Annotated in this window: 21 protein-coding genes; 7 read left to right on the top strand and 14 right to left on the bottom strand. The window is 67.9% G+C overall.

Going from position 1 to position 21,713, the window contains the following annotated elements; translation table 11 throughout:
* The first annotated feature begins 64 nt into the window (after positions 1-64).
* A complete protein-coding gene (locus Poly30_RS08645; protein ID WP_145196296.1) occupies positions 65-1,180 on the top strand; it encodes an EF-hand domain-containing protein in 1,116 nt (371 codons plus the stop codon).
* Between the two features lie 25 nt (positions 1,181-1,205).
* On the opposite strand, the gene Poly30_RS08640 is transcribed toward Poly30_RS08645, so the two are convergent.
* The 7 genes from Poly30_RS08640 to hpt form a co-directional block, all read right to left on the bottom strand.
* A complete protein-coding gene (locus Poly30_RS08640) occupies positions 1,206-2,450 on the bottom strand; it encodes a glycosylasparaginase (protein ID WP_145196294.1) in 1,245 nt (414 codons plus the stop codon).
* 38 nt (positions 2,451-2,488) lie between these two features.
* On the bottom strand, positions 2,489-4,261 hold the full coding sequence (locus tag Poly30_RS08635) for a M28 family peptidase (protein WP_145196292.1): 1,773 nt from the start codon (positions 4,259-4,261) through the stop codon (positions 2,489-2,491).
* 36 nt (positions 4,262-4,297) lie between these two features.
* Positions 4,298-5,209, bottom strand: a complete 912-nt coding sequence (gene mtnP, locus Poly30_RS08630) for an S-methyl-5'-thioadenosine phosphorylase (RefSeq protein WP_145196290.1) — start codon at positions 5,207-5,209, stop codon at positions 4,298-4,300.
* Positions 5,210-5,249: 40 nt separating this feature from the next.
* Entirely contained in the window at positions 5,250-6,065 is an 816-nt protein-coding gene (locus Poly30_RS08625) for a Bax inhibitor-1/YccA family protein (RefSeq protein WP_145196288.1), read from the bottom strand.
* Between the two features lie 390 nt (positions 6,066-6,455).
* Positions 6,456-8,186 (bottom strand): tRNA pseudouridine(13) synthase TruD, encoded by a 1,731-nt coding sequence (gene truD, locus Poly30_RS08620; RefSeq protein WP_145196286.1) that lies wholly within the window; start codon positions 8,184-8,186, stop codon positions 6,456-6,458.
* A gap of 145 nt (positions 8,187-8,331) precedes the next feature.
* Positions 8,332-9,360, bottom strand: coding sequence for an RluA family pseudouridine synthase (locus Poly30_RS08615; protein WP_145196284.1), 1,029 nt, complete (start codon positions 9,358-9,360; stop codon positions 8,332-8,334).
* Between the two features lie 12 nt (positions 9,361-9,372).
* The gene (gene hpt, locus Poly30_RS08610) at positions 9,373-9,942 is read right to left on the bottom strand and encodes a hypoxanthine phosphoribosyltransferase (RefSeq protein WP_145196282.1); all 570 of its coding nucleotides are present in this window, start codon (positions 9,940-9,942) and stop codon (positions 9,373-9,375) included.
* Positions 9,943-10,153: 211 nt separating this feature from the next.
* Here hpt and Poly30_RS08605 point away from each other — a divergent pair, with 211 nt between their 5' ends.
* A complete protein-coding gene (locus tag Poly30_RS08605) occupies positions 10,154-10,447 on the top strand; it encodes a hypothetical protein (RefSeq protein WP_145196280.1) in 294 nt (97 codons plus the stop codon).
* Here Poly30_RS08605 and Poly30_RS08600 read toward each other — a convergent pair.
* On the bottom strand, positions 10,431-11,282 hold the full coding sequence (locus Poly30_RS08600; protein WP_145196277.1) for a hypothetical protein: 852 nt from the start codon (positions 11,280-11,282) through the stop codon (positions 10,431-10,433). The two genes, Poly30_RS08605 and Poly30_RS08600, sit on opposite strands and share 17 nt — an antisense overlap.
* A 57-nt stretch (positions 11,283-11,339) precedes the next feature.
* Here Poly30_RS08600 and Poly30_RS08595 point away from each other — a divergent pair, with 57 nt between their 5' ends.
* Genes Poly30_RS08595 through rfaP form a run of 3 tightly spaced genes read left to right on the top strand, consistent with a single transcriptional unit; the run spans position 11,340 to position 13,597 of the window.
* The gene (locus tag Poly30_RS08595; protein ID WP_145196275.1) at positions 11,340-12,554 is read left to right on the top strand and encodes a glycosyltransferase family 4 protein; all 1,215 of its coding nucleotides are present in this window, start codon (positions 11,340-11,342) and stop codon (positions 12,552-12,554) included.
* A gap of 38 nt (positions 12,555-12,592) precedes the next feature.
* On the top strand, positions 12,593-12,781 hold the full coding sequence (locus Poly30_RS08590) for a hypothetical protein (RefSeq protein ID WP_145196273.1): 189 nt from the start codon (positions 12,593-12,595) through the stop codon (positions 12,779-12,781).
* 18 nt (positions 12,782-12,799) lie between these two features.
* Positions 12,800-13,597, top strand: a complete 798-nt coding sequence (gene rfaP / locus Poly30_RS08585; RefSeq protein ID WP_145196271.1) for a lipopolysaccharide core heptose(I) kinase RfaP — start codon at positions 12,800-12,802, stop codon at positions 13,595-13,597.
* A gap of 19 nt (positions 13,598-13,616) precedes the next feature.
* Here the strand turns inward: rfaP and Poly30_RS08580 are convergent, their stop codons facing one another.
* The 6 genes from Poly30_RS08580 to Poly30_RS08555 form a co-directional block, all read right to left on the bottom strand.
* Positions 13,617-14,795, bottom strand: coding sequence for a DUF420 domain-containing protein (locus Poly30_RS08580; RefSeq protein WP_145196269.1), 1,179 nt, complete (start codon positions 14,793-14,795; stop codon positions 13,617-13,619).
* Between the two features lie 8 nt (positions 14,796-14,803).
* Positions 14,804-15,712, bottom strand: a complete 909-nt coding sequence (cyoE, locus tag Poly30_RS08575; protein WP_145196267.1) for a heme o synthase — start codon at positions 15,710-15,712, stop codon at positions 14,804-14,806.
* Complete coding sequence (locus Poly30_RS08570) at positions 15,709-16,851, bottom strand: COX15/CtaA family protein (protein ID WP_145196265.1); 1,143 nt, start codon at positions 16,849-16,851, stop codon at positions 15,709-15,711. The genes cyoE and Poly30_RS08570 overlap by 4 nt, the downstream gene beginning before the upstream one ends.
* Before the next feature lie 183 nt (positions 16,852-17,034).
* Entirely contained in the window at positions 17,035-18,477 is a 1,443-nt protein-coding gene (locus tag Poly30_RS08565) for a HEAT repeat domain-containing protein (RefSeq protein WP_419191134.1), read from the bottom strand.
* A 6-nt stretch (positions 18,478-18,483) separates the two neighbouring features.
* On the bottom strand, positions 18,484-19,137 hold the full coding sequence (locus tag Poly30_RS28275; RefSeq protein WP_419191133.1) for a PulJ/GspJ family protein: 654 nt from the start codon (positions 19,135-19,137) through the stop codon (positions 18,484-18,486).
* Positions 19,137-19,676 (bottom strand): type IV pilus modification PilV family protein, encoded by a 540-nt coding sequence (locus Poly30_RS08555; protein WP_419191132.1) that lies wholly within the window; start codon positions 19,674-19,676, stop codon positions 19,137-19,139. Before Poly30_RS08555 ends, Poly30_RS28275 begins: the two co-directional genes overlap by 1 nt.
* A 264-nt stretch (positions 19,677-19,940) precedes the next feature.
* On the opposite strand from Poly30_RS08555, the gene Poly30_RS08550 reads away from it, so the two are divergent.
* Positions 19,941-20,468 carry a hypothetical protein gene (locus Poly30_RS08550; RefSeq protein ID WP_145196257.1) on the top strand — a complete coding sequence of 176 codons (528 nt, stop codon included), beginning with the start codon at positions 19,941-19,943 and terminating at the stop codon, positions 20,466-20,468.
* A gap of 635 nt (positions 20,469-21,103) precedes the next feature.
* The gene (locus Poly30_RS08545) at positions 21,104-21,700 is read left to right on the top strand and encodes a hypothetical protein (protein WP_145196255.1); all 597 of its coding nucleotides are present in this window, start codon (positions 21,104-21,106) and stop codon (positions 21,698-21,700) included.
* Positions 21,701-21,713 lie beyond the last annotated feature (13 nt).

Here is a 21,713-nt window from a genome sequence, read left to right as displayed (position 1 = left end):
ACCTCCGGGCCGTTTTTCGTGTCAGACCCTCCCCCGTCGCCCTGATCCGGCCGATACTTCCGTCATGCTTCGCAAAGGCCCCACGCCCCGTCAGATCGCCCTTTCCGCCGCGCTGGTCCTCTCGCTGGGCCTCCCCGCGACCATTTCTTCCGGAGCGGCCCACGCAGCGGTCCCTGGGGCCGACCCGGTCACCGGCGCAGCGGGAAGCGCCTTGCCCCAGCGAGGCCGTGCAGGAGGGAAGCCACGCTCGAAGAGGGGGGCGGCCACGGGCCCGTCGATTCCGCGGGGCATCGGCAAGCCCACTGCGATCGACGCGATCCGCCGATCAGGCGGCGCCTATGGCGCGCCCACGACCAACCCGGACGGCGACCGGACGGGCAATGGCCCCCTCGGTGGCCTGGACGATCCGAACAACCCGGTCTTCGGCCACCCACCCGAGCGCCAGCAGAAGCTCTGGTTCAGCGTCGCCGACGCGGACAGCAGTGAATGGATTTCGTTCCGCGAGGCCGCCGCATCGATGCGCTTCGACGCGCCGCGGTTCTGCTTCTTCGACAAGGACAACGACGGCCGGATGACGTTCGAAGAGTTCAGCGGCTACGTCGAGGAGGAGGCGTCGAAGAACCGGCGCATCGTCGAGCCAGTGCTCGCCGACCTGGACGGCGCGCCCCGCCGGAGAAACGCGGGGCAGCTTCGCGTGGCCTACGACACCGACGGGGACGGCGCGATCAGTCGCTTCGAGTTCGAGACGATCCTGCGGGACTACGATCAGGAAGCACGCGTATTCGAGAGCAAGGACGTCTTCCTTCGTCTGGACGTCGACGGCAGCAAGACGCTCGGCGTCGATGAACTCGATCGGCTCGCGTCGTACCTGAGCCCGCTCGGCGGGAGCAGCGCAGCCCCCAAGCCCGTGATGCCCGGCGCCAGCACGGTGCTCGACCTCTTCGGCGCTGTCCAGGACATGGGCGATTCCCACCCGCCGCGGATCGCCGGCCCGGTCCCGCCCTTCCGTCGCCTCGACATCGACAACGACGGCTTCGTCGAGCTGGAGGATCTGGAGCGACTCGAAGGCCGCTCCTTCAATCCCATTCGACTGAAGAGCGTGCTGAACATGCTCGACATCGACTACGACGGGCGGCTCAGCGAGGCGGAGTTCCTCGCGAGCATGGCCCCGCCCCGCTGAAGAGCGCCCACCGCGGACGCACCGCTCAGACGTGTTCCAGCTTCTCCAGGCGAGGGCCACGTGCGGCGTCCGCCACGGCGTAGCTCCCCTGACCCTTCAGGCTCATACCCGCCGTCTCTCCCTGGAGGTTGACGCAGTAGAGCTGGAGGTCGAACGTCGGCTGGCCCTGGGCGTCCACGAGAGCGGGCTGCCACTGCGCCATCCGCAGCGCCTGTCGCTCCACTCGATGCAGCACCTCACGCAGGGCCTCGCGCGGACTGGCGCCCTGGCGCATCAGCTCCACCACGGCGAAGCTGGCGTTCGCCAGGATCGCGGACTCGCCGCGGCCGGTACCACCCGCGCTGCCCACTTCCTGGTCGCAGTAGAGCCCTGCCCCCACGATCGGTGAGTCCCCGACGCGGCCCGGAATCTTCCAGGACAGCCCTGACGTGGTCGTGGTGCAGGCGACTTCTCCTGCAGCACTCAGCGCCGAGCAGTGAATCGTGCCGGTGATGCGCTTGTCCCAAAGGAGATCCTCCACGGCCACCTTCTCGCCGTGGACGTCGATCAGCATGCCGGACTTCTGGCTCTTGCCCTCCTCGAGGGGCCTCGACTTCTTCCGCGGGGGAAGACGATCGTCGCGGTCGCTCATGGACTCCTTCCACTGCATCCAGATCCGGCGCGTCTCCTCCGTCATCAGATCGGTGTGCGGGTGGCCGTGGTCGCGTGCGAAGCGGTACGCGCCCTGGTCGACGATCAAGCAGTGATCCGTTCGCTCCATCACGAGGCGCGCCACCTCGGAAGGATGCAGGATGTTCTTGATGCAGGCGACGGCGCCCGAGTTGTGCGTCGGTCCGTGCATGCACGCGGCGTCGAGGGTGATGTTGCCATCCTCGTCGGGCAGGCCGCCGAGGCCCACCGAGTGGTCGGCCGGATCGGCTTCCGCGATCTTCACCACTTCGATGGCGACGTCGAGGGGCTCGGCCCCCTTCTGCAGGTCAGTGTAGTAGCGCTGCATTCCCGGGAGCGCGTTCGCCGAGCCAATGAGGACCGGCGACGTCGGACGCGGGCCGTCCTTGCCGGGTCCGCCCGGTCCAGGCCTTCCCGGACGAGGGAGGACCGGGCCGACCTTCTTCTGGCCAGCGGCGGCACCCGCGGTGAGCGCACCGGCCGCGGCGGCCGCTGCCCCACGGAGCAGAGTTCGCCGCGAGGGCGACCCTGCCGGTCCGTCCAGGGGATCGATGGAGTTTCGGTCGGCGTGATCGCCGCTTGGGTGCTGATCGTGAGGCATGCTTCCAGCTTAAGAACTGGGAGCGCGCCGCGCCTCGACTACCTATCAGCGGACGTGGAGATCGAATCGAGCGCCCTCAGGCCCTCGAACTCGGGCAGCGCTTTTCCGGCCGTCAGGGCCCGCAACCAGGCTTCCGTCCCTGCGAACCAGTCCACCCAGATCTCCCGCAGGCCTGAGGGCGCTCCCTCCGCCGTCGACGCCTTCAGGCGAAGGTCTCGCTCGATCGCCAGGGAGGCCATGTACCGGTTGAGGTCCCCTGGGCGCGCGTCCGCCACGGCCGCCGCCGCTGCGAGGATCGCCACCGATGTGCGGCGCAGCTCTTCTGCGTCCACGAGATCCATCCGATCGAGGCTCGTGGAGTACGCGAAGTCGGTGAAGTGCCAGACGAGCGCCGCCGCGATCCCTCGGCCGAGGAACGTATCGTGGTCGCTGCCCCCTTCCCACGGGTGCTCACGGGTGGACCAGGGCGGGCCGGACTCGTCCGCGATGGCGAGCCCCACGTCCACGAGCGCCTCGCGCAGGACGATGGAGAGCCCATTGGGCAGGATGTCCTCCTCGGCCACGCTTCCCGCTCCCCAGGGCGTATGCGCATCCGGCGGAAGGCTCACGATCGCGGCCGGGTCCCAGCCACGCTCGAGGAGACAGATCGCCCCCGTCTTCTCGTAGCTCGCACCGATCATATCGGCCACGATCGCCGCGACAGGCGTGTCTGCTTTTTCGTCCAGCGCGGTTCCGCCAGCCTCGGCCTCCTTGCCGAAGACGAAGTGGATCGTACGCCGCGGTCGCTCGATCTGACCGGACGCGATGAGCCGCTTGAGAGCCCGCGCCCCTTCCAGGATTCCCGCCGCCCCCGCCGCGTTGTCGTTCGCGCCGGCGCCGCTCACCGCGGACACCACGTAGACCGACTCGTTCGGCCGCTCGGCGCCGCGAATGCTCGCCACCGCGGTCCGGAGCGGGCGAACCTCGCGCCGTACGCGTGCGACCAGCTCGAAGGTCGAACCTTGCTTCGAGCCCACCTCCATGATGTCGGCGATCCGAGGCGAGACGTAGAAGCTCGGGATCGTCGCGCCGGGCCTGACCGACCCCTGGAAGATGGCCTCGATTTGACGTTCCTGGCCCGTCGGGTCGTCACAGTAGGGAAGCTGGAACCACGAGACGATGGCGCTGGCCCCCCTCTTGACCGCCTCTTGCTCGACGCTTCGAACGGACTGGTCCGTGACGAGGATGGCACCCGGGATCACGTCTTCCAGTCGGAACACCGCCGCGCCCTGCACGCTGCAGGACGGCGCGCCCTCGGCGATCAGCAGGCGGAACTCGTCGGCGGGATCGGTGAAGCCCGCCAGGGGCACCCGCGCGACGATGTCTCCGCCGCGCATTCCCAGGACGTTGATCTCGGCCGAGATGGGCGTCCATGCTGGCTCCGACATCGAATTCGACAGGACCTGGAGTTCGAACCCGTCCTCGGCTCCGAAGCCCGCCCCGTAAAGACCTGCGATCACGCGATCGATCGCACGCTCGTAGCCATCGCTCGCCGGAGAGCGATAGAACGCATCGAGATCGGTCGCGATCGCCATGGCCGCGCCCTGCTCGAAGATTCCAAGCAGGGGCGGAACGAAGCGCGACGGCCCGCTACCGCCAGCGGGCGACGACGCGACGGCTGGCCCGATGTGTCCGCCCAGAAGTGGTCCGAGGCCGGCGTCGGTCGGGGCGCCGGCGCCGCGACCGCTGGAGCTACAGGCGGCGGCCAGGAGGAGCAGCCCCCCGGTCGTGAGGATTGGACGAGCGAAGCGGACTGGATCGAGGTGGTTCATGACGTGGCGGTGGAGCGAGCGGGCCAGGGCGGGGCATCAGCCCTTGCGCGCTCCGAGGGGGCGCTCCAGGAGCAGCCCGAGGCGCAAGCGCGCCTCCTCGGAGATCGCGGCGGGCGAGGTGAGAATGGCCGTCTCGAGGGAGCGATGACAGCCGCAGCTGCCGAGCGCGTGAGCGCGCGGCGCGGCCAGGCGAACGGCTTCCCGCGCGAAGCCGACGTTCTTGGCCATGACCGCCAGGATCGCGTCGACGGTGACGTCGTCGTGCCCCTCGAACCAGCAGTCGTAGTCGGTGGACATGGCGAGCGTCGCGTAGCAGATCTCGGCCTCGCGGGCGAGCTTCGCCTCCTGGAGGTTCGTCATGCCGATGACGTGGGCGCCGAGGCCCCGGTACATCTGCGACTCGGCGCGCGTGGAGAACTGTGGGCCCTCCATGCAGACGTAGGTGCCTCCGTCGTGGACCTTGACCCCGGCTTCTGTCGCGGCATCCCGGAGGACTCCGCGGAGCCCGGCGCAGACGGGGTCCCCGAACATCACGTGGGCGACGACGCCTCCTTCGAAGAAGGTGTCCGCGCGGTGCCGGGTGCGATCGATGAACTGGTCGACGGCCACGAAGTCGCCGGGCGGGATCTCCTCCTTCAAGGATCCGACGGCGCCGACGCCGAGGATGCGGTTCACGCCAAGGCGCTTCATGCCCCAGATGTTCGCGCGGTAGTTGATCTCGCTGGGCGAGATCCTGTGACCGCGGCCGTGCCGGGGCAGAAAGACCATGCGAACGCCCTCGAGGCGCCCGACGACGAAGGAGTCGCTGGGCTCACCGAAGGGCGTGGAGAGAACGATCTCTTCGATCCCGGTGAGACCGTCGATTTCGTAGAGGCCTGAGCCTCCGATGACGCCGACCGAGACTTCCTCGGCCGGGGGCGCCGCTGGTTGTGGGGAGGAGGGGCTCATGGCTCCATCCTACGCCGCCCACCGGCCCCGGCGCGACCCCTCAGTCGTCCGACCGCAGCTTCCCGAGGAGCCGCAGGATCTCGATATAGAGCCAGACCAGCGTGATGAGCAGGGCCACCGCGCCGTACCACTCCATGTACTTCGGCGCGCCGCCCCTGGCCCCGCGCTCGATCAGATCGAAGTCCAGCAGGAGGTTGAACGCCGCCAGGCCAACCACGAACATCGAGAAGCCGATACCGGCCATGCCGCTGGAGTGGATCAAGGGCATGTGAATGCCGAAGAAGCCGAGAACGAAGCTGAGCAGGTAGAAGAGCGCGATGCCGCCGGTCGCGGCGAAGACGATCGAGCGCAGGCGCTCGGTCACCCGGATGATGCGGAAGGCGTAGAGCCCGAACATGGAGAGCGCGACCGTGAAGGTCAGCGTCACCGCCTGGAAGACGATGCCGCCGCCGAGACCCGCGACCGCGTTCTCGCCGCTGAAGCTCCTGGCGTAGACCGCGGAGATCGCCCCGAGAAAGAGGCCCTCGGCGAGCGCATAGGGCAGCGCGAGGCTCGGCGCGAGCTTCGGCTTCCACATGATGATCAGCGACAGGGCGAAGCCAGCGATCACGCCGCCGAGCATCCACGGCATGATGCTGGACCCCGATGGGAGACCGTCGGCGGCCAGCATGAACTTGCGCCAGGTGAACGACGCCGCGACGACGACCGCGGCCAGGAGCATGGCGGTCTTCGCCATGGTTCCCTGGACGGTCATGAGGCCGCGGGCGAGCTGGTCCTGCTCGGCGCTTCCGAATCGAGCGCCCTCGATCGACGACTGGAACGCGGAATCTCTGAGGACGGGGTTACTCGATCTCATGGCGGAGCTTCAGGCTGAAAGGGACGGATCAGAACGGTCGCCGAGGGTAACAGAGGCCGGCGACCGATGCGGCATGCTCATAGCCTGAGCGAAACCCCATTTTCCAGCCTGTTCGACGTCCCTGGCGCATCCGCCAGCGCGGATGCGCGTCGAGCCAGAGCCCTACTTGCTCAGGCTCTTAGCCGGCATTATTCACGAGTTTGCTCCACCAGTGCGTTCAAACCGCGGCGTGGCAAGGAAGACGACCGAACGAAGCGGAGGCGGGCCCGTAGGCCCGTCGAGCATTCTGTGAGGGAGCCCGCGAAGCGGGCGGCAGCCAAAGGCTGCCGTCTGACGCCGCCACGGCGTGGTTTGGGCGTGCTGGTGGTGCAAACTCGTGAATAATGCAGGTTAGCGGCGGCGGCTGCCGCCGCGGCGACGTGCTCCGCCACCCCTGGGTCCTGCGCCCCGTGGCCCGCCTCCGCGTGACCCGCCTCCCCTGGAGCTGCCGCCCCTTGAGCTGGCACCTCTGGGCCCACCTCTGGGTCCACCCCCACCTCGACGGGAAGAACCGCCGCGCGATCGGCGAGCTCCGCCTCGGGGACGGAAGTCTCCGCCGAAGTCCTGCTCGCCACCGTCGGGGCGAGGTCCTCGATCGGGCCTTTCGAAGTTCCTGTCCTCCGTGGGCCCGAAACCGCCACCGCGGTAGCCTCCGCCACCGCTTCGCGGCGCGCCCCTTCGGGATCCGCCCCTCCGGGCGCCACCGCCCCGAACGCCACCACGCCGGGCTCCACCACGACGATCGCCGCCGTATTCGCCCCCGTAGGAATCTCCGCGGTCGTTCCCGCGCGGATCGCCGTAGGCATCCGATCGGTCGCCGCCGAAATCATGGCCTCCACCGCGCTCGCCCCGCTCCTCGCGGGAGGGCTGGAACGCGGCCGGCGGGCGCTCGTCCACGCCCCCCGTCGACTGGCCGACGAGTCGCTGGATCACCATCGTGGCGTAGGCGCCGCGCGGCAGACCGAACTCGACCTTGACCATCCGCGCACCGCGATGGAGGTTGTCTTCCTCCGCCGGACGAACGCGCAGCTTGAGCGGATGCACGATCGCTGGCCGCGGCTCCGGCTTGAGCTGGAACCCGGCCAGGTTCGGCATGTCGAGCGCCTGCACGGTCAAGCCGAGCCGCTCCAGCGTCCGCTCGTAGAGTTCGCGCTGGAGAGGGTCGGTGACGCCGTCGAGCTGGCTGCCCGCCAGCATGAACTGACCGCCCCACTCGGGCGGAAGCTGGAACTCCCCCACCGGGAAACGGAGCATGCCCTCGATCCCGCGGAGGCTGATGCGCTCCTCGAAGTGATCCTGGACCCAGAGCGCCAGCGCGCGGTTCCAGAGGTGCGACTGGAAGGCGTACAGGTGGATGAGACGCTCGCGCGTGCCGACGCGGTCGAAGGCGCCTTCGAAGTCGTCAGGGTCGCGCTTCAGATGCTCGAAGACCGAGTGATGGCGGCCGAGCTTGCCCGCGATCGAGCGGCAGGCGCTCCAATCGCCCCAGCTACGTCCGAGCGCCTCCTTGAGGCGCCTCCGCGCGGGCGGTTCGAAGGAGGAAGTGCTCGCCACAAGACGCTTCAGTGCGCCGCTGACATCGCCCTGCAGAAGATCGAGCACGATCCATCCCTGGCCGTGGCGCAGATTGCCGAAGCGCTGGGAGTCGAAGTAGTTCGGCAGCCCCGAAGCCCGAACCGGCTCCAGCGCCGTGCGAAGGTGATCGACTTCCCCGTCGCGGAGGTCGCGGATCACGATCTGGAAGTCATTGCCGTCGGAGGCCTCTGCCGTGATCGCTTCCTCGCAGAAGCCGATGCTCTGGATCCCGAGGGACTGACTCTGCGCGCCAGCGGAGACGGAAACGCTCGGTCCGCGCGCCACGCTCATGAACTGGGTGGTGACGCCCTGGCGGTCCTTGAGTCCCGCCATACCGATGTCGCCGGTGGAAACGCCTGTGTGCGCAGCAAGCTCCGTCGCCGCCTCCATCGAGGTCAGCTTCTCCTTGATGACGCGATAGACGCGGTGACCGCCGCCCGGTGTGATGATGCCTTCTTTGAGGCGTTCGGTGACCTTGAAGTCAGAGGGTCTTACTTTGAGTTTCACGTTTGATTATGCAGTGAGAGCCAGAGCGAGAAAGGCTCTGGCCGACGCGCGTCCGCGTTAGCGGAGGCGCCAGGGACATCGAACAGCCTGCAAGAGGCAACTTCGCTCAGGCTGTGAGATCGGGGGGGGGCGCGATGGAACGGTGCTACCTCGGAGGGCGCACCTTGCGTAGCTGCTTCAGGAGCGTCTCGAAGTCCTTCGGGATCGGCGCCAAGACGCGAAGCGATTCCCCCTCTGCCACGCCGAGCGGACCGGCGACTTCCTGCGCCAAGAGGACCTCGTAAGCGTGAAGCGTCAGTCGATCGATGAGCGGCTTCTCCGGGCGACCCCGCTTGGAGCGGTAGCCGGCCTTGAACTCGGATAGCTTGAACTCGGTTCGTCTGCCGTAGAAGGCGTCGACCACGAGGGGGAAGCCCTCGTGGGCCATGTGCACGCGGATCTGGTGGGTCCTGCCGGTGATGGGCTCACAGCGCAGGAGCGTGTAGCCATCGAAGCGCTCGGCGATGCTGACGCGCGTCTGCGAGGGTTTTCCGTCGGGCGCGATGCGCATGCGGCCGCTCTTCTTCAGGACCGGCCCGATGGGCTGATCCACGATCATGTCCTCGTCGTCATCGAGGTACGGCTCGCCCTCGACGAGAGCGAGGTAGGTCTTCTTGATCCCGCCGGAATGGAAGGCCTCGCGCAGCACACGCTCGGCCTCGATGGTCTTTGCCACGAGGACCGCGCCGGTCGTGTCCTTGTCGATGCGGTGAACGAGGCGCGGCCGGAAGGCGAGGCCGTTCTCGAGGCTGCCGTCGAGTTCCTCGGTTCGATCCTCGGCGAGCTGGAGCAGCGCGCCCGCGAGCGAACCGAGCTCTCGCATCCACCGCTCGGGCTCGACCGCGAGGCCCGCTGGCTTGTCCACGACGAGCAGCTGGTCGTTTTCGAAGAGCACGGGCACCTCGATGCCCGGGCTGACGGGGCGCTGCGGCGCGCGATCCCAGTCGATCGTCGCCATGACGACCTGGCTGGCGCGAAGGCGCTTGCCCGCGATCGCGGCAGCACCGTCCACGAGAATGCGACCGGCGCCGATCTCCTGGCGAAGGAACCCCTTCGACAGCCCCGGGTACTGCAGGCAGAGGAACTCATCGAGTTCCAGACCCGCGCGCTCATCGGGGATGACGAACGTATCCATCTCGGTCAACGCTCAGCCCTCCCCGACCACGGACGCTCTCGCCCCGTAGATCTCGGGCTTGAGCACGCCGACGTACGGCAGGTTCCGGTAGCGCCCGGCGAAGTCGAGTCCGTATCCAACGACGAACTTGTCCTCGACCTCCAGCACGCGGAAGTCCGCGTCGAGTTCGACCGAACGGCGGCTCGGCTTGTCGAGGAAGACGCAGGTCGCGATCTCGCTGGCACCGCGCCGCAAGAACTCCTCACGCAGCCGACTCATGGTCTGACCAGTGTCCAGAATGTCATCCACCAGCAGGATGTTTCGCCCCTCGATCTCGCCCGTCGGAAAGAAGTTGATCTCGAGATCCCCGGACGTCGTTCGATCGCCGTACGAGGAAGCGGAAACGAAAGCAAGCTCCAGGGGAATCGGAATCTGTCGAATGAGGTCGGCCGAAAAGATGCAGGAGCCTTTCAGGATCGAAACGACCGTGAAGTCCCGCCCGCGGAAGCGCTCCGTGACGGCGGCTCCCACGCGGGCGATGCCTGCGCGGATCACGTCTTCGGAGAAGAGGACGCTTTCGATGTCTGCGTGAACGTTTTGCATTTTGGAGCGTAAGATTCTATGCGAAGCTCGCGAACGAGGGGTCCCTGGACGCGGGTTTCAGGTTGGGGCGACCGGGATAAGTCTCGGATCCAGCCCTTGAACCCCGAAATTCGAGTGCTAGCCTAGTCCGAGGACAGGTCGAGGCAACTCTTGTGAGTGCCTCCAGGTCCCGCCGCCCGAAACCAAGCGGCCATCGAACCCTCCTATAAGTATGACCACGAACGTGCACAACGGCACGGGCGGTCGAGCGTCAAAATCACGCTCTTCCCAGCGCCGTTCGGAAGACCAGTTGATCGAAGATCTCGAGTCGAAGATCCGCGAGGTCGAGGAGCGCATGAAGCGCAGGGAGGTCAAATCCTCTCCGCTTCACAAGGAGTTCGAGCGGTTCAAGAAGCAGGCCGCTCGGTTCGTACAAGCGTGTGCCGATGAGAAGCGGCAGGACATAGCGAACTCCGTGCTCGGTGTCCTCTCCGTGACCGAGCGGCAAGTCAACGCGATCGACTGATCGAAGCCTCGGTGCGCGTTGTTCCCGGAAAGAGCGCGACCAGATGAGCAAAACCACCCTGACCGGGCAGGCGACGACCTGTTCGGTCGAGTCGTAGAACCGCGCCACCGGCGGCGATCCAGACGCCGCCCCCTGCGGCGGTCGAAGCCACGCAGAGCGCCTCGACTCCGTCCGCGTCCGCGAGCGTTCGCTCGAAGAGTGGTCGCCCCGCGTGGGTCGAGAACTTCAGGGCACAGATGCGCTCCGCTGCGACCCAGACCCCTTCCTCCGAGCTGGCCATCGCGCGCGCAGACCATTCGAGAGGGATTCGAAAGGCCCGGGTCCATTCCGCCGGCGTGCCCCTCCGCACCCAGCGCTCCAGGAACGCGCCGCCCACGGGAAGCGAGGCCGCCGACGTCCTGGGCGCGTCTGGTGATCGCAGAAGTACCCACGCGCCGGGTCGCGCGCGCTCCCAGCGCGGGTCGTCCGCGGCGTGCGCCACGTACCGCTCGCCGAACGAGTCGATCCAATCGTCGAGGAGCCAGCGCGCTGGAGCGACGACCTTCGGGACGGCGACTTCCAGCCCCACGCTCACCCTCGAGACCACCATCCCGTCGGAGTCGATCGCAAAGGCCGCGTGGGCCGCCCTATCGAGGGCCCAGAGTTCGACCGAACGCGCTGGGCCCGGTCGCAGCCAGCCCCTACCGACAGGACCCGCAAGAACCACCGTACAGGCGGCGATCAGCGCCCAGGCCACCAGCGCACGGCTGGACGCCGACGCTGGCGCTACCTTCACCTTCGACGTCGCCGGCTCCGCGGGGCGCCCCCAGCTCTCCTCTCCTGAATCTCGACGCATGCCTGGGGAGGATCGATCGGGACGCGCTAAGGTCACGGGCCCGACCGGCACTGGCCCATGAGTCCATCACACAAGACCTCGCGCGCGCCCCGGTCGCTGCACATCGCCCTCGCACTGCTGCGCTATTTCCCCCATGGAGGGCTCCAGCGGATCGCGTACGACACCGCCGAGGCCCTCTTGCGACGGGGCCATCGCGTGACGCTCTTCGTCCGCGAATGGGAAGGGCCGATGCCCGCAAGCGACGCCGGGCAGCCCACGCTGAACGTCGAGGTCCTGACCGTTCCTGGCGTCTCGAACCATGCCCGAGCAGCCCGCTTCGGCAGGGCGCTGCAGGAGAGGCTCTCCAGGGCTGGCGCGGACGTGGTCCTCGGCTTCGACCGACTCCCTGGCCTCGATCTCCACTTCTGCGCGGACCCCTGTTTCCGCGCCAGGCTCCGACGCGACCGCGGCGCCCTTCACCGCTGGACGCCGCGCGCGCGGACGTTCCTTGCGATGGAGCGCGGCGTCTTCGGACCGGAGTCCGAGACGCACATCCTGCTCATGAACGGCGCCGAGCAGGCCGTGATCCAGAGTGAGTACGGAACGCCAAGCGCGCGTTTCACGGCGCTTCCCCCCGGCTACTCGGCGACGCGGCGTCGCGACGGCCGCGCCAGAGAGCTACGCGCCGCTGTCAGGGCCGAGCTGGGGCTCGGGGGGGCCGGGGGGCCCGGGGAAAAGCAGGAAGCGCTGGAAGCAGGTGAAGAGGCCTTCCTGTTGCTGGCGCTCGGCTCCGACTTCCATCGAAAAGGCTTCGATCGTGCCGTGGCGGCTCTCCCCGACCTGCGAGCCGCACTACCGGGCCGACGCGTCGTCCTCGTCGTCGCGGGCTCGGGGGATCCGGCGCGCCTGCGCCGCCAAGCGAAAGAACTCGGCGTGAGCGACCTCCTCCACTGCCTGGGGGCCCGCGACGACGTCCCCGCACTCCTCCAGGCGGCCGACGTGCTCGTCCACCCTTGCCGATCCGAACCGGCAGGCATGGTCCTGCTGGAGGCGCTCAGCGCCGGAACCCCGGTCGTCGTCTCCGCCTGCGCCGGTTACGCACACCACGTCTCGGCCGCCAAGGCGGGGGTGGTCCTGGGAGAGCCTTTCCAGCCCGCCGAGCTCACCCACGCCCTCCACGAGCTCGGGGCCGCGCCGCTCGAGCCCATTCGGCAACGCGCTCTCGCCTACATGGAAACGCGCGACCCCGACGCCATGGTCGACGCGGTGATTCGAGAAGTGGAACGGGCTTGAGCTTGCGCCCGGCGCACCGACCGCGAACACTCCGCTCCATGCCCAGCGAAACCACCGAAGCCGTTCGACAGTCCAGCAGCCACCTCTGGCTCGTGGCGGGGATCCCCACGCTCCTGATCCTCGCCTTCCTGCTCTACACGGCGGTGAGCCAGTCCAAGAAGTCCGGCGAGACCGGAGACGTGCCTTCCGAGGACTCTTCGCAGGCCACCTCGCCCGATGATGAGTAGCCGCGCGGCGGGCAACGGATGAACCACTGGACCGCGATCGAACCGCTTCGCTCGGCGATTGGAGAAGGCGACCCCTACGAGTGGCTGGCGGCCCGGTCCGGCGAGACGTTCCGTGAGAAAGGCGGGCGCAGGACCTTCCGATTCGACCAGGGCGGCCAGAGCTATTTCGCGAAGCTCGCCTCCGGAATCGGCGTCCGTGAAGCGCTGAAGGAACTCACGTCCCTGCGGACCCCGCCCCTCGACGCGAGCCGCGAGGCGCACGCCCTGCAGACGCTCCGGTCCAGCGGCGTGGCAGCTCCCACGCTCATCGGATGGGGAGTGCGAGGCCAGCGCTGGCTCCGGCGTCGCTCGTTCCTCGTCACCGAGGACGTCGGGACGCAGCGAACCCTGGGAGAGGTGGCCGCCTCCCTTCGCCCCGGGGACTTCCGCGCCCGCAGGGCCTGGATCCGGCGCGTCGCCCGGCTGGTCGCCGGCATGCACGCGGCGGGCGTCAACCACCGCGACCTGTACTTCGGTCACCTCCTGGTACGCGGCGAGGACCGGAACCCCGAGATTGTCCTGATCGATCTCCATCGCGCGCAGGTCTGGACGCGGATCCCCGAGCGCTGGCTCGCCAAGGACCTCGGCGCGCTCGGATTCGCGGCGCAGAACCACGGGCTCAGCCGAACGGACCTGGCGCGCTTCGTTCGGGACTACGCGGGCGCGGGGTACGCGCGGACGATCCGCTCGTCGCCCCGACTCTGGCGCCGCGTGAGCGCGCGCGTCGAAAGGACGAACGCCGAGCGGGCGCGCAAGGGCGAACGCTTCGGCGGCTGAACGCCGGGCGCACGCGCGACTACGCGGGCGGGTTGAGCGGATACAGCATCAGGTAGACGAGGACTCCCGTGAGGGAAACGTACGCCCAGATCGGGAACGTCCAGCGCGCGAGTCGCTTGTGCCGGACCCAGTCCTCCTTGTGCGCCAGCCAGAACGTCCGGAGCACCATCGGCAGGTTCACGACGGCGAGCACGATGTGCGTCAGCAGCATCACGAGGTAGCCGATCTTGAGCGCCCCCGCGCCGTGGTACGGGGTGGGCCCGCCCTGGATCGGCTGCACCTTGAAGTGGTAGTAGAGGTAGAAACCCAGGAACGCCGCGCTGAAGACGAACGCCAGCTTCATGAAGACCTCGTGGGTCTTCTTCGCGCCGCTCTTGATCGCAAAGATGCCGCAGATCAGAAGGACGAAGGCCGTTCCGTTCAGGATCGCGTTCAGGAGCGGGATGCGCGAGGTCTCGCCCTTGGCCGGGGGCAGCGGCCAGAGGTACTCCAGGCCCGCGAGCGCCCGTGCTCGAGCGATGAGCAGCCCGTACCGTCCCTCGAGGATCGGCTCCGACTCTTCCAGGGGCAGCCCGTTCTCCCCCAGCGCGGGGTCGGCGAGTTCGTACATCCCTGCGATCTTTCCCTCCGCGTCGATCACGGGCATCCGGGTGCCGTGGGTGATCGCGGCGCCCGGATCCTCGGCGTCAGCGTTGCGCTGCAGCGGCACCATCAACCCATCGCGGATGAAGTCGTGCATCTCGAACTCGGTCCTCGAACGCACGAAGAGCCAGCGCTCGGGATCCGCCTCGATCGAGTCGGCGTAGGCGCGCAGCTCTTCGGGCGTGTCGATCTCGGGGTCGATCGAGAACGAGACGATGCGAACGGGCGTCCCCTGGAACTCGTCGTGCAGACGAGCCCGGATGTCCCGCGTGATGCTGGGGCAGGGCCCGGTGCAGCGCAGGAAGAAAGGGACGGCGATCCAGGGCGCGCCGAGAAGGTCCTTCTTCGAGAGCGTGCCTCCGCGGCTGTCCTCGAACTGGAACTCGGGCACCTCGCCGAAACGATCGGCCGAGTCAGGCGCGGGGGCCCCAGCGCTCGTGAAGCCGTCCTGGCTCGAGGCCGGTGCCGCAGGAGGTGCTGCAGCCGACGCCGTGGAGGCACTCCAGGCCAGAACGACGAACAGGAGCGAAGACCACACGAAGCGGGGCGTATTCATGGAATGGATCAGACGCCGCGCAGCACGGGATCGATGAAGAGCAGCGCCATCAGCGCGGGCAGGTAGATGATCGAGACCAGGAGCAGTCGCTTCGCGTTCGGGAGGTTCTCCTCCCGCGAAAACTGGTACGACGGAATGATGTACATGATGCCCAGGACCAGTGCGCCGATGACGTACGTCGGTCCCGCGAGGCCGCTGAGCGCGGGCATCAGGGTGACGGGCACGATGCTGAGCGAGTAGAGCAGCGCGTACCGACCGGCGGCGCCCTCGGAGCCAGGCTCCGTCGGCACCATCTTGTGCCCGGCCAGCGCGTAGTCCTTGCGGTACATCCAGGCGATGGCCATGAAGTGCGGGAACTGCCAGGCGAAGATCGTCGCGAAGAGCGCCCAGCCGAGCGGGCCGATCTCACCCGCGAGCGCGGCGTAGCCGATCAGCACGGGCGCGGCCCCCGGCACGGCGCCGATGACGGTGTTCAGGGTGCTCACGCGCTTGAGCGGCGTGTAGATCGCCACGTAGACGAGCAGCGTCGCGAGGATCAGCACCGCGGAGAGCAGGTTGAACGACAGCGCCAGCCCGGCCGTGCCCAGCACTCCCATGACCGACGCGACGACGACGGCTGCGAGCACGGAGACCTCACCCGTGACGAGCGGTCGGTTCTTCGTTCGCTCCATCAGGCCGTCGAGGTCGCGTTCGATGACCTGGTTCAGGATGCTCGCGCTGCCGGTGACGAGCAGGATGTAGAACGCCGCCTCGGCGCAGCGCGCGAGGTTCCCGAGCGAGGGGTCACGCGTCGCGAGCCAGCCTCCGAGGGCGCCCGTCAGGAAGACCATCACGGCGACGCGCACGCGCAGGAGCTCGGCCCAGGGGGCCACGAGCCCGCGGGGCTCGCCGGTGTAGATTCGAGAGGTGCTGGTCATGACCCGGAATGGAGCGGCGCGTGGTGCGCCGGAGACGGGGCGCCAGAAGAGACGCCAGCGGAGACGCCAGCGGAAGCGACCACGGGTGGTCGGAGGACGCGACGGGCGTACATGGTGCCGACGACGGTGGACGAAAGGAGAACGGCGCCCACGAATACGTGGGCCGTGGCGAACACGGCCTCGCCGAGGGAGACCTGCGCCTGCATGCCACCCGAGAGACTGTAGATGCCGTAGGTCGCGAGCACGCCCAGAAGAAACTGTGCGATGAGCGATCCCAGGAGCCAGCTCTGGAGGCGGGCGAGCGGGCGCACGCTGGCGGAGGCCGCGGCCGGCGCTTCCTTGGCGGCGACGCCGAGCTGCTTCGCCAGGACCAGCACCGCCACCACGACGAAGAGCGCGAGCGTGATGTGGATCAGCAGCGCAATGGTCTGCCCCTGATGGCGAAGCCATGCGCCGAGCGCGATCTGGGTATAGACCGACCCGGCGACCCAGGGCCCGAGGAAGTGGGCGCCTCGCGCGTACTCGGAGCCGACCCGCTCCGCACGCTGCCAGGTACGGCTGCAGAAAACCGCCAGGGCGACGATGCTCGCCACGACGGCCTGGGCGATCGCGCCGTGAAGGAACGCGAGGTTCTGGCTGTTCTCCAGGACTCGCGTGCCGCCGAGGAGGCCTTGGCCGATGATCGCCAGCAGCACGAGGCTGGCGAAGACCGTGACGGTGGTGCGCGCTCGATAGATGAAGCAGGAAAGGAGCACGCAGATCGCCACGAGGCCGAGGGCCGAAGCCCAGAGGCGGTGGACGTGCTCGAGCGTGACGCCCTTGCCCTCGTTCAACATCTCCGCGTATGGATAGGTCCACATGTTCTGGTCGAACGTCGCGGGCCAGTCGGGCACGGCCATGCCCTCACGGTAGGTCGTGACCCCCCCACCGAGGACGACCAGCACCGCGGCGAAGAACGCAAGTACGCGGGTGGTTCCGCGCGGCGTCAGAAACAGCAGCGGGATCGGGAGGAGCGGTTGCCAGACGAGCTGGGGGTCGCGCATCCAGGCGAGCGGAACGCCGATCGCGAAAAGTGCGATCAGGACGTTGCGGAGGCGCGTGCGCGTGGCGCTGGCTTGGGCTGTGGTCGTGGCGTTCATGGCTGGTACTTCGCCGCAGGATTCGGCGAGCAGGATACCCGCCGGATGCCCTGTAGATGCGCCACACAGCCCGGAACTTCAACGATCCTGGCGACTCAATGAAGTGAGTCGCCAGGATCGCTCGCAGGATCGCTCTGGAACGCTCTGGGAGGCCTCCTCGAGGCCCCCCGTTGCGTATCGATCTCAGGTGCGTGGCCAGCCTGCCGCGCGCCATTCGGACGCGTGTTCGCCATGATCGGCTCCCGTCGCCCGGACGAGTGCCTCGAGCGCCGCCTTCCTGACCGCGATGATCGGATGGTCGAGCGCCTTGAGCAGCGGCTCGATCGACCCCGAGGTGGCGAAGTGCCCCAGGACGGCGCACGCCACGACGCAGGTGTTCTCGTTGCCGTTGGCCAGGGCGGCAGCGACGTCCTCGACGAACTCGTAGCGATAGATGCGGAAGCGCGCGACCTGAAGGAGCGCGCGGGAGACCCGGCTCTGGTCCCCGGTCCGGAGATCCGCCTTCCAGCGCGGCGCCTCGCCCTGGAGCCAGCGCTGGGAGTCACTGTGCCACTGCGACCACGCGGCCGCATCGGAGCCGAAGCGCTCGGCGCTCAGCCGATCCAGGGCGACCTTCGCCTCGATCCGAAGCGCGCCGCTGGTGGACAGGAGCGCTTCGATCAGCATCGGAACGGCGGCGACGTCGTCCAGTCGACCGAGCGCCTTGGCCGCCTCGACCTGGACCGATTCGTTGCGGCTGATCAGGGCAGCCCGGATCCGATCGAGCGTCCGTCCAGGCACGGGACGCACGACGGTCTTGGCGAGATCCGATATCTCGATCATCAGCAGCGGGTCCGCTTCCGGGACCGAGTCCAGGAGTCGCGACAGCCCGTCGAGCGAAGCCTGATCGCCGCCCTTCTTGATCCCGGCGATGACCGACCGCAGAAACGTGGGCGGCGTGTTCACGAAGAGCGCTCTGAGTTCGTCCTGGAGGTTCGACTCCCGCGCAAGCGCCGAGGCCAACGCGTCTTCCAACGGCTGGCGAAGCGCTCGTTCCTGGCCCCGCGGAACATCGGCGATGGGCATCAGGAGGTCGCCCAGGGATTCGTCGGGCGCAGCGGCGCCCACGACGAAGAGGAGCGTCGACCGCGCCTTCAGGCTGGGATCACCCTGAAGACGGTGCTCGATCCAGCGGCGAACGCTCTCCCACTGGAACGTTCCGAGCGCACGGGCAAGGCCCAGGCGGGCGTCCTCGTCCAGGGCGTGAACGACGATCCCGCCTTGCTTTCGCCTCTCGTGGAACGTGCCCTCTTCGAGCACGTCGAGCACCGCCGGAATCGAAGCTGATCCGAAGGCGGCGGCCGCGTCGCGGATCCGGTCCACGGAGTACTCACCTCGGCTGGCGTCGAGAAGAAGTTTGGCGAGCCGTGGCCCCCCTGGCCCGTCCGGCATCGAAGCCGAAGAGCGTGCGGGGAAGTGTGACGAGGGAGACGCGGCGGCGTGGGAAGCGACGGGCGCGGCGAGTAGCACGCAAACGCTGGCCAGAAACGCGCGCCATCCTCGCGCGGGCCGACGGACCGCACCGGCGGACACCCGTGCTGCGAGCGAGGTGGACGAGTTCGGTCGGCTCTTGTGCTGCTGCTTCATGTGCATCTATTCGGCCCGGGCCCAGCCTTCGACCATGTTCCGGCAGGTCACCACGGTCTCGACGGTCGTGACCAGGGGCTCTTGACCCTCGCGCTCCCGCTCGAGCGTGAGCTTCATCGAGATGGCCTGGCCGGCGATCGTGAACGACAGGCCTTTCTCATCGATCAGACCGTTGCCGTTGTCATCCATGCCGTTCGGGATCTCCCCTTCCAGGTAGGGAGCCACGAGGCTGGTCCAGACCACGCGCCGCTCGTCGGCGGCGTCGGGGTTGTCGCTCCAGTAGATCTGTCGGCGTCCCTCCTCCAGCGCGATCTCCTCGGCGTCGCTCCAGACGACCTTGCCGTCGGAGATGCCCAGGTTGACCTGATACTTCAGGCTGGCCTGGTTCAGCGGAGCGGGCATGCGTGGGTCGAGGGATTCCGGGTGGGACCCCATGACGGCGAAGCCGATCTGACGGAGCACCTGACGAGCCTGAGCATCGACCGTGGTCCGCATGATGTCCGACTCGGTCGTCTTGGTCGTCGTATCGATCACGGAGGTGATCTTCACGGCGAAGACGGCGAGCAGCGCGATCGTCATCACCATTTCCAGGAGCGTGAAGCCAGAGCGCATGTCGCCCTCCGGTCCCGTTCGATTCCTTCGGTTTCGTGGCGCTGACATCAGGGCTTCATCTGGGTCATGGACGAGAAGAACCTCAGCTCGCGCGGCCCGTAGCGGCCGCGCCAGCGAATCCGAACGAGCACCGGCAGGATCGTGTAGTCCGCCCGGTGGTCGGCGGCGTTGATGATGGCGTCGCCGTTGAGGTCCCGCGGAAGCCCCAGGAGCGGATCCCCTTGGTCTTCGCGCACCTGCCAGTCGGGGGCGACTTCGGTGCCGAGGTTGACCACGGGCAGAACGATCTCCCCTTCGAGGCCGTCCAGGTCGGCCGCGGTGGGCTCGAGCCCGTCGACGGCAAAGGCCGCACCAGGGGCGGTTCCAGGTCCGCCCGGATCGTTGAATGGGTCCGCGTCGTAGCAGGCCGAGATGTCGTGGAAGTCGAGCGCACGCATCTGTTCCAGGACGTTCTGCGCGACCGAAGTCGCGAGCCATTCTTGGCGAGTGGTCTCACGGAGTCCCCGTCCCGAGGCGATGAGCTGAAGCAGCATGCCCGTGGCGACCGTGAAGATGACGATCGCGACCGAGAGCTCGACGAGCGTCATTCCGCCTCGCGTCCCAGGGGAAGCGAGCGGACCACGGGGCCGACGACGAGGACTGTTTTGGGTGTGGATGGACACGGAGCGAGGTCGAGGCGAGCGGGGTAGGCGCTCTTTCCTCGCCGGGTCCATCGACCGGGCGGAACACCGTTCCCCATCGATAAGGGGTATTCCTCGAGGTGGCGCCGGGACGGATGGTCCAACCCGAGAAGCGGTGTATTCCCGTGGGGCACTCCGCTAAGCTGCCGTCCCATCCGGAGCCACCCAACCATGCGAAACACCTCTCTCATCGCGGTCCTCACGGCCGCCTCGACCCTCGGCAGCTGCCAGGTCATTCCTTCCGACATCCTCAGCGTCGAGGCGCGGGCGATCGTGGTCAACGATGCCGAGGCAGACCTCTCCGGTCTGGGCGAGGAGGACGTCGACCTCACGGGCTACGGGGTCCACGCGGCCTTCATGACGGGCATCGTCGACGTCGTCGCCGGTATCGACCAGCGCGAGTTCGAGTCCTCGGACACGCCCGAACTCGACCTCGGTCTCCGCAAGCGCCTGATCAGCCTCTGGAAGCTGCAGGCCTACGTCGAAGCGAACCTGCGCTACGGCTTCGACCTGGAGACCCGCAACGTGTCGGAGGACTACTTCGGCTACAACGCAGGCTTCGGCGCCCTCGTCGACCTGAACGACTCGATGTTCCTGAACTTCAGGGTGATGTACGACACGACGTCGGTGGACGCGGGCCCGACCGACGTCGATATCGACGGGCTGATCGGAACGGTGGGTCTGGGCTTCAAGTTCTGATCCCGTTGGGTTTTGATCCCGCTGCGTTTTGATCCCGCTGCGTTTTGATCCCGCTGGGTTCTGATCCCGCTGGGTTCTGATCCAGCTGGGTGCTGATGCAGCTGGGTGCTGATCCAGCTGGGTTCTGAGCTTCGCGACTCATGGTCGATGGATCCAGCGCACTCGGAGCAACGGGCTCGCCGTGGCCAGGCGAAAGAGGGAAGCCGCGGAGAAGGCAAGACTCTTGGCAGGCGGAGAGAACTCTCTTCGCCGCCGCTGCCGCCCTCCTGTACCTCGTTCAGCCGTCTGAGAGCCTCGCGCAGAACTGCGTTCCGCCCTTTCGGGGAAACGCCGGGCTCAGCCCCACGGCGGCAGTGACGGTCGCCGCCTGGATGAAGCTCGAGGAACTGCCGGTCATTTCCATGACGGTCAAAGACCGCCTCGGCAGCGGCTCCATCTTCGGCTTGAACGTGCGCAACCACGAAGGGACGGGGCGGGAGGCTTGAGGGGGTGCGATCGTTGGACGAGTTGGCTGCGACGGGACCGAACACTGGGCGGCTTCGCCCGGCCAGTCTTCCGAGACGCGCGGCCCAAATTGCAGGGGATCCTGTACTCCCCGTTGCAGATGCAGGATTTGCACCTACGACTTAGGGATCTTGAGCTCTGCCGACTCCCCACGACCCGCCAGGGCGATTACCACCGGGGAATTCCTGGCGGATCGCCATGGGAAGACCTTCCTGGACGTCCTGGAGGACCCGGCGGCCCCCTTCGACGAGGTGCTGGCCTTCTTCAACGACGCCTTCCGACAGCAGCGAATGGAGGACGCCGAGATCCACCACGACCGCGCCCCGCTCGCTGGCGTCGTCCGCGAGCTGGAGGCCGACTCCGCCATCGGCGGCTATTTCGCCAGCGTCGACCGGCGCCGCAGCACCCGGCTCCGACAGGCCATCGGCGTCCTCGTTCGACTGATCATGGAGCGACGGGGCTGGCAAACCACCGGGAAGAAGGGCTCGCTCGGTGTGCGCGGCCCGGCCGGCGACTCTGCGAGTCCCGATCACAACACCGGCGGCCTGGCCCTCTGGTTCCTCCGGGCCGAACGGTACCGGCGTTCGGGCGGGATGCCGTTCCGCTCCACCCGTGACCGCTGCAGGGAGCTGGAACGCGTCGAGGCGGAAACGCCCGACACACCCGTGGTCTCCGCATCCACCAAGCGATCCCCGAGCCCGCCCCCAGAGACCCCGTCAGAGCCATGAAAACCTCCCAAGC

Origin of the sequence: Saltatorellus ferox, from assembly GCA_007751475.1 — a bacterium.
Classification (GTDB): domain Bacteria; phylum Planctomycetota; class UBA1135; order UBA1135.
This window is presented reverse-complemented; position numbering and strand designations above follow the sequence as displayed.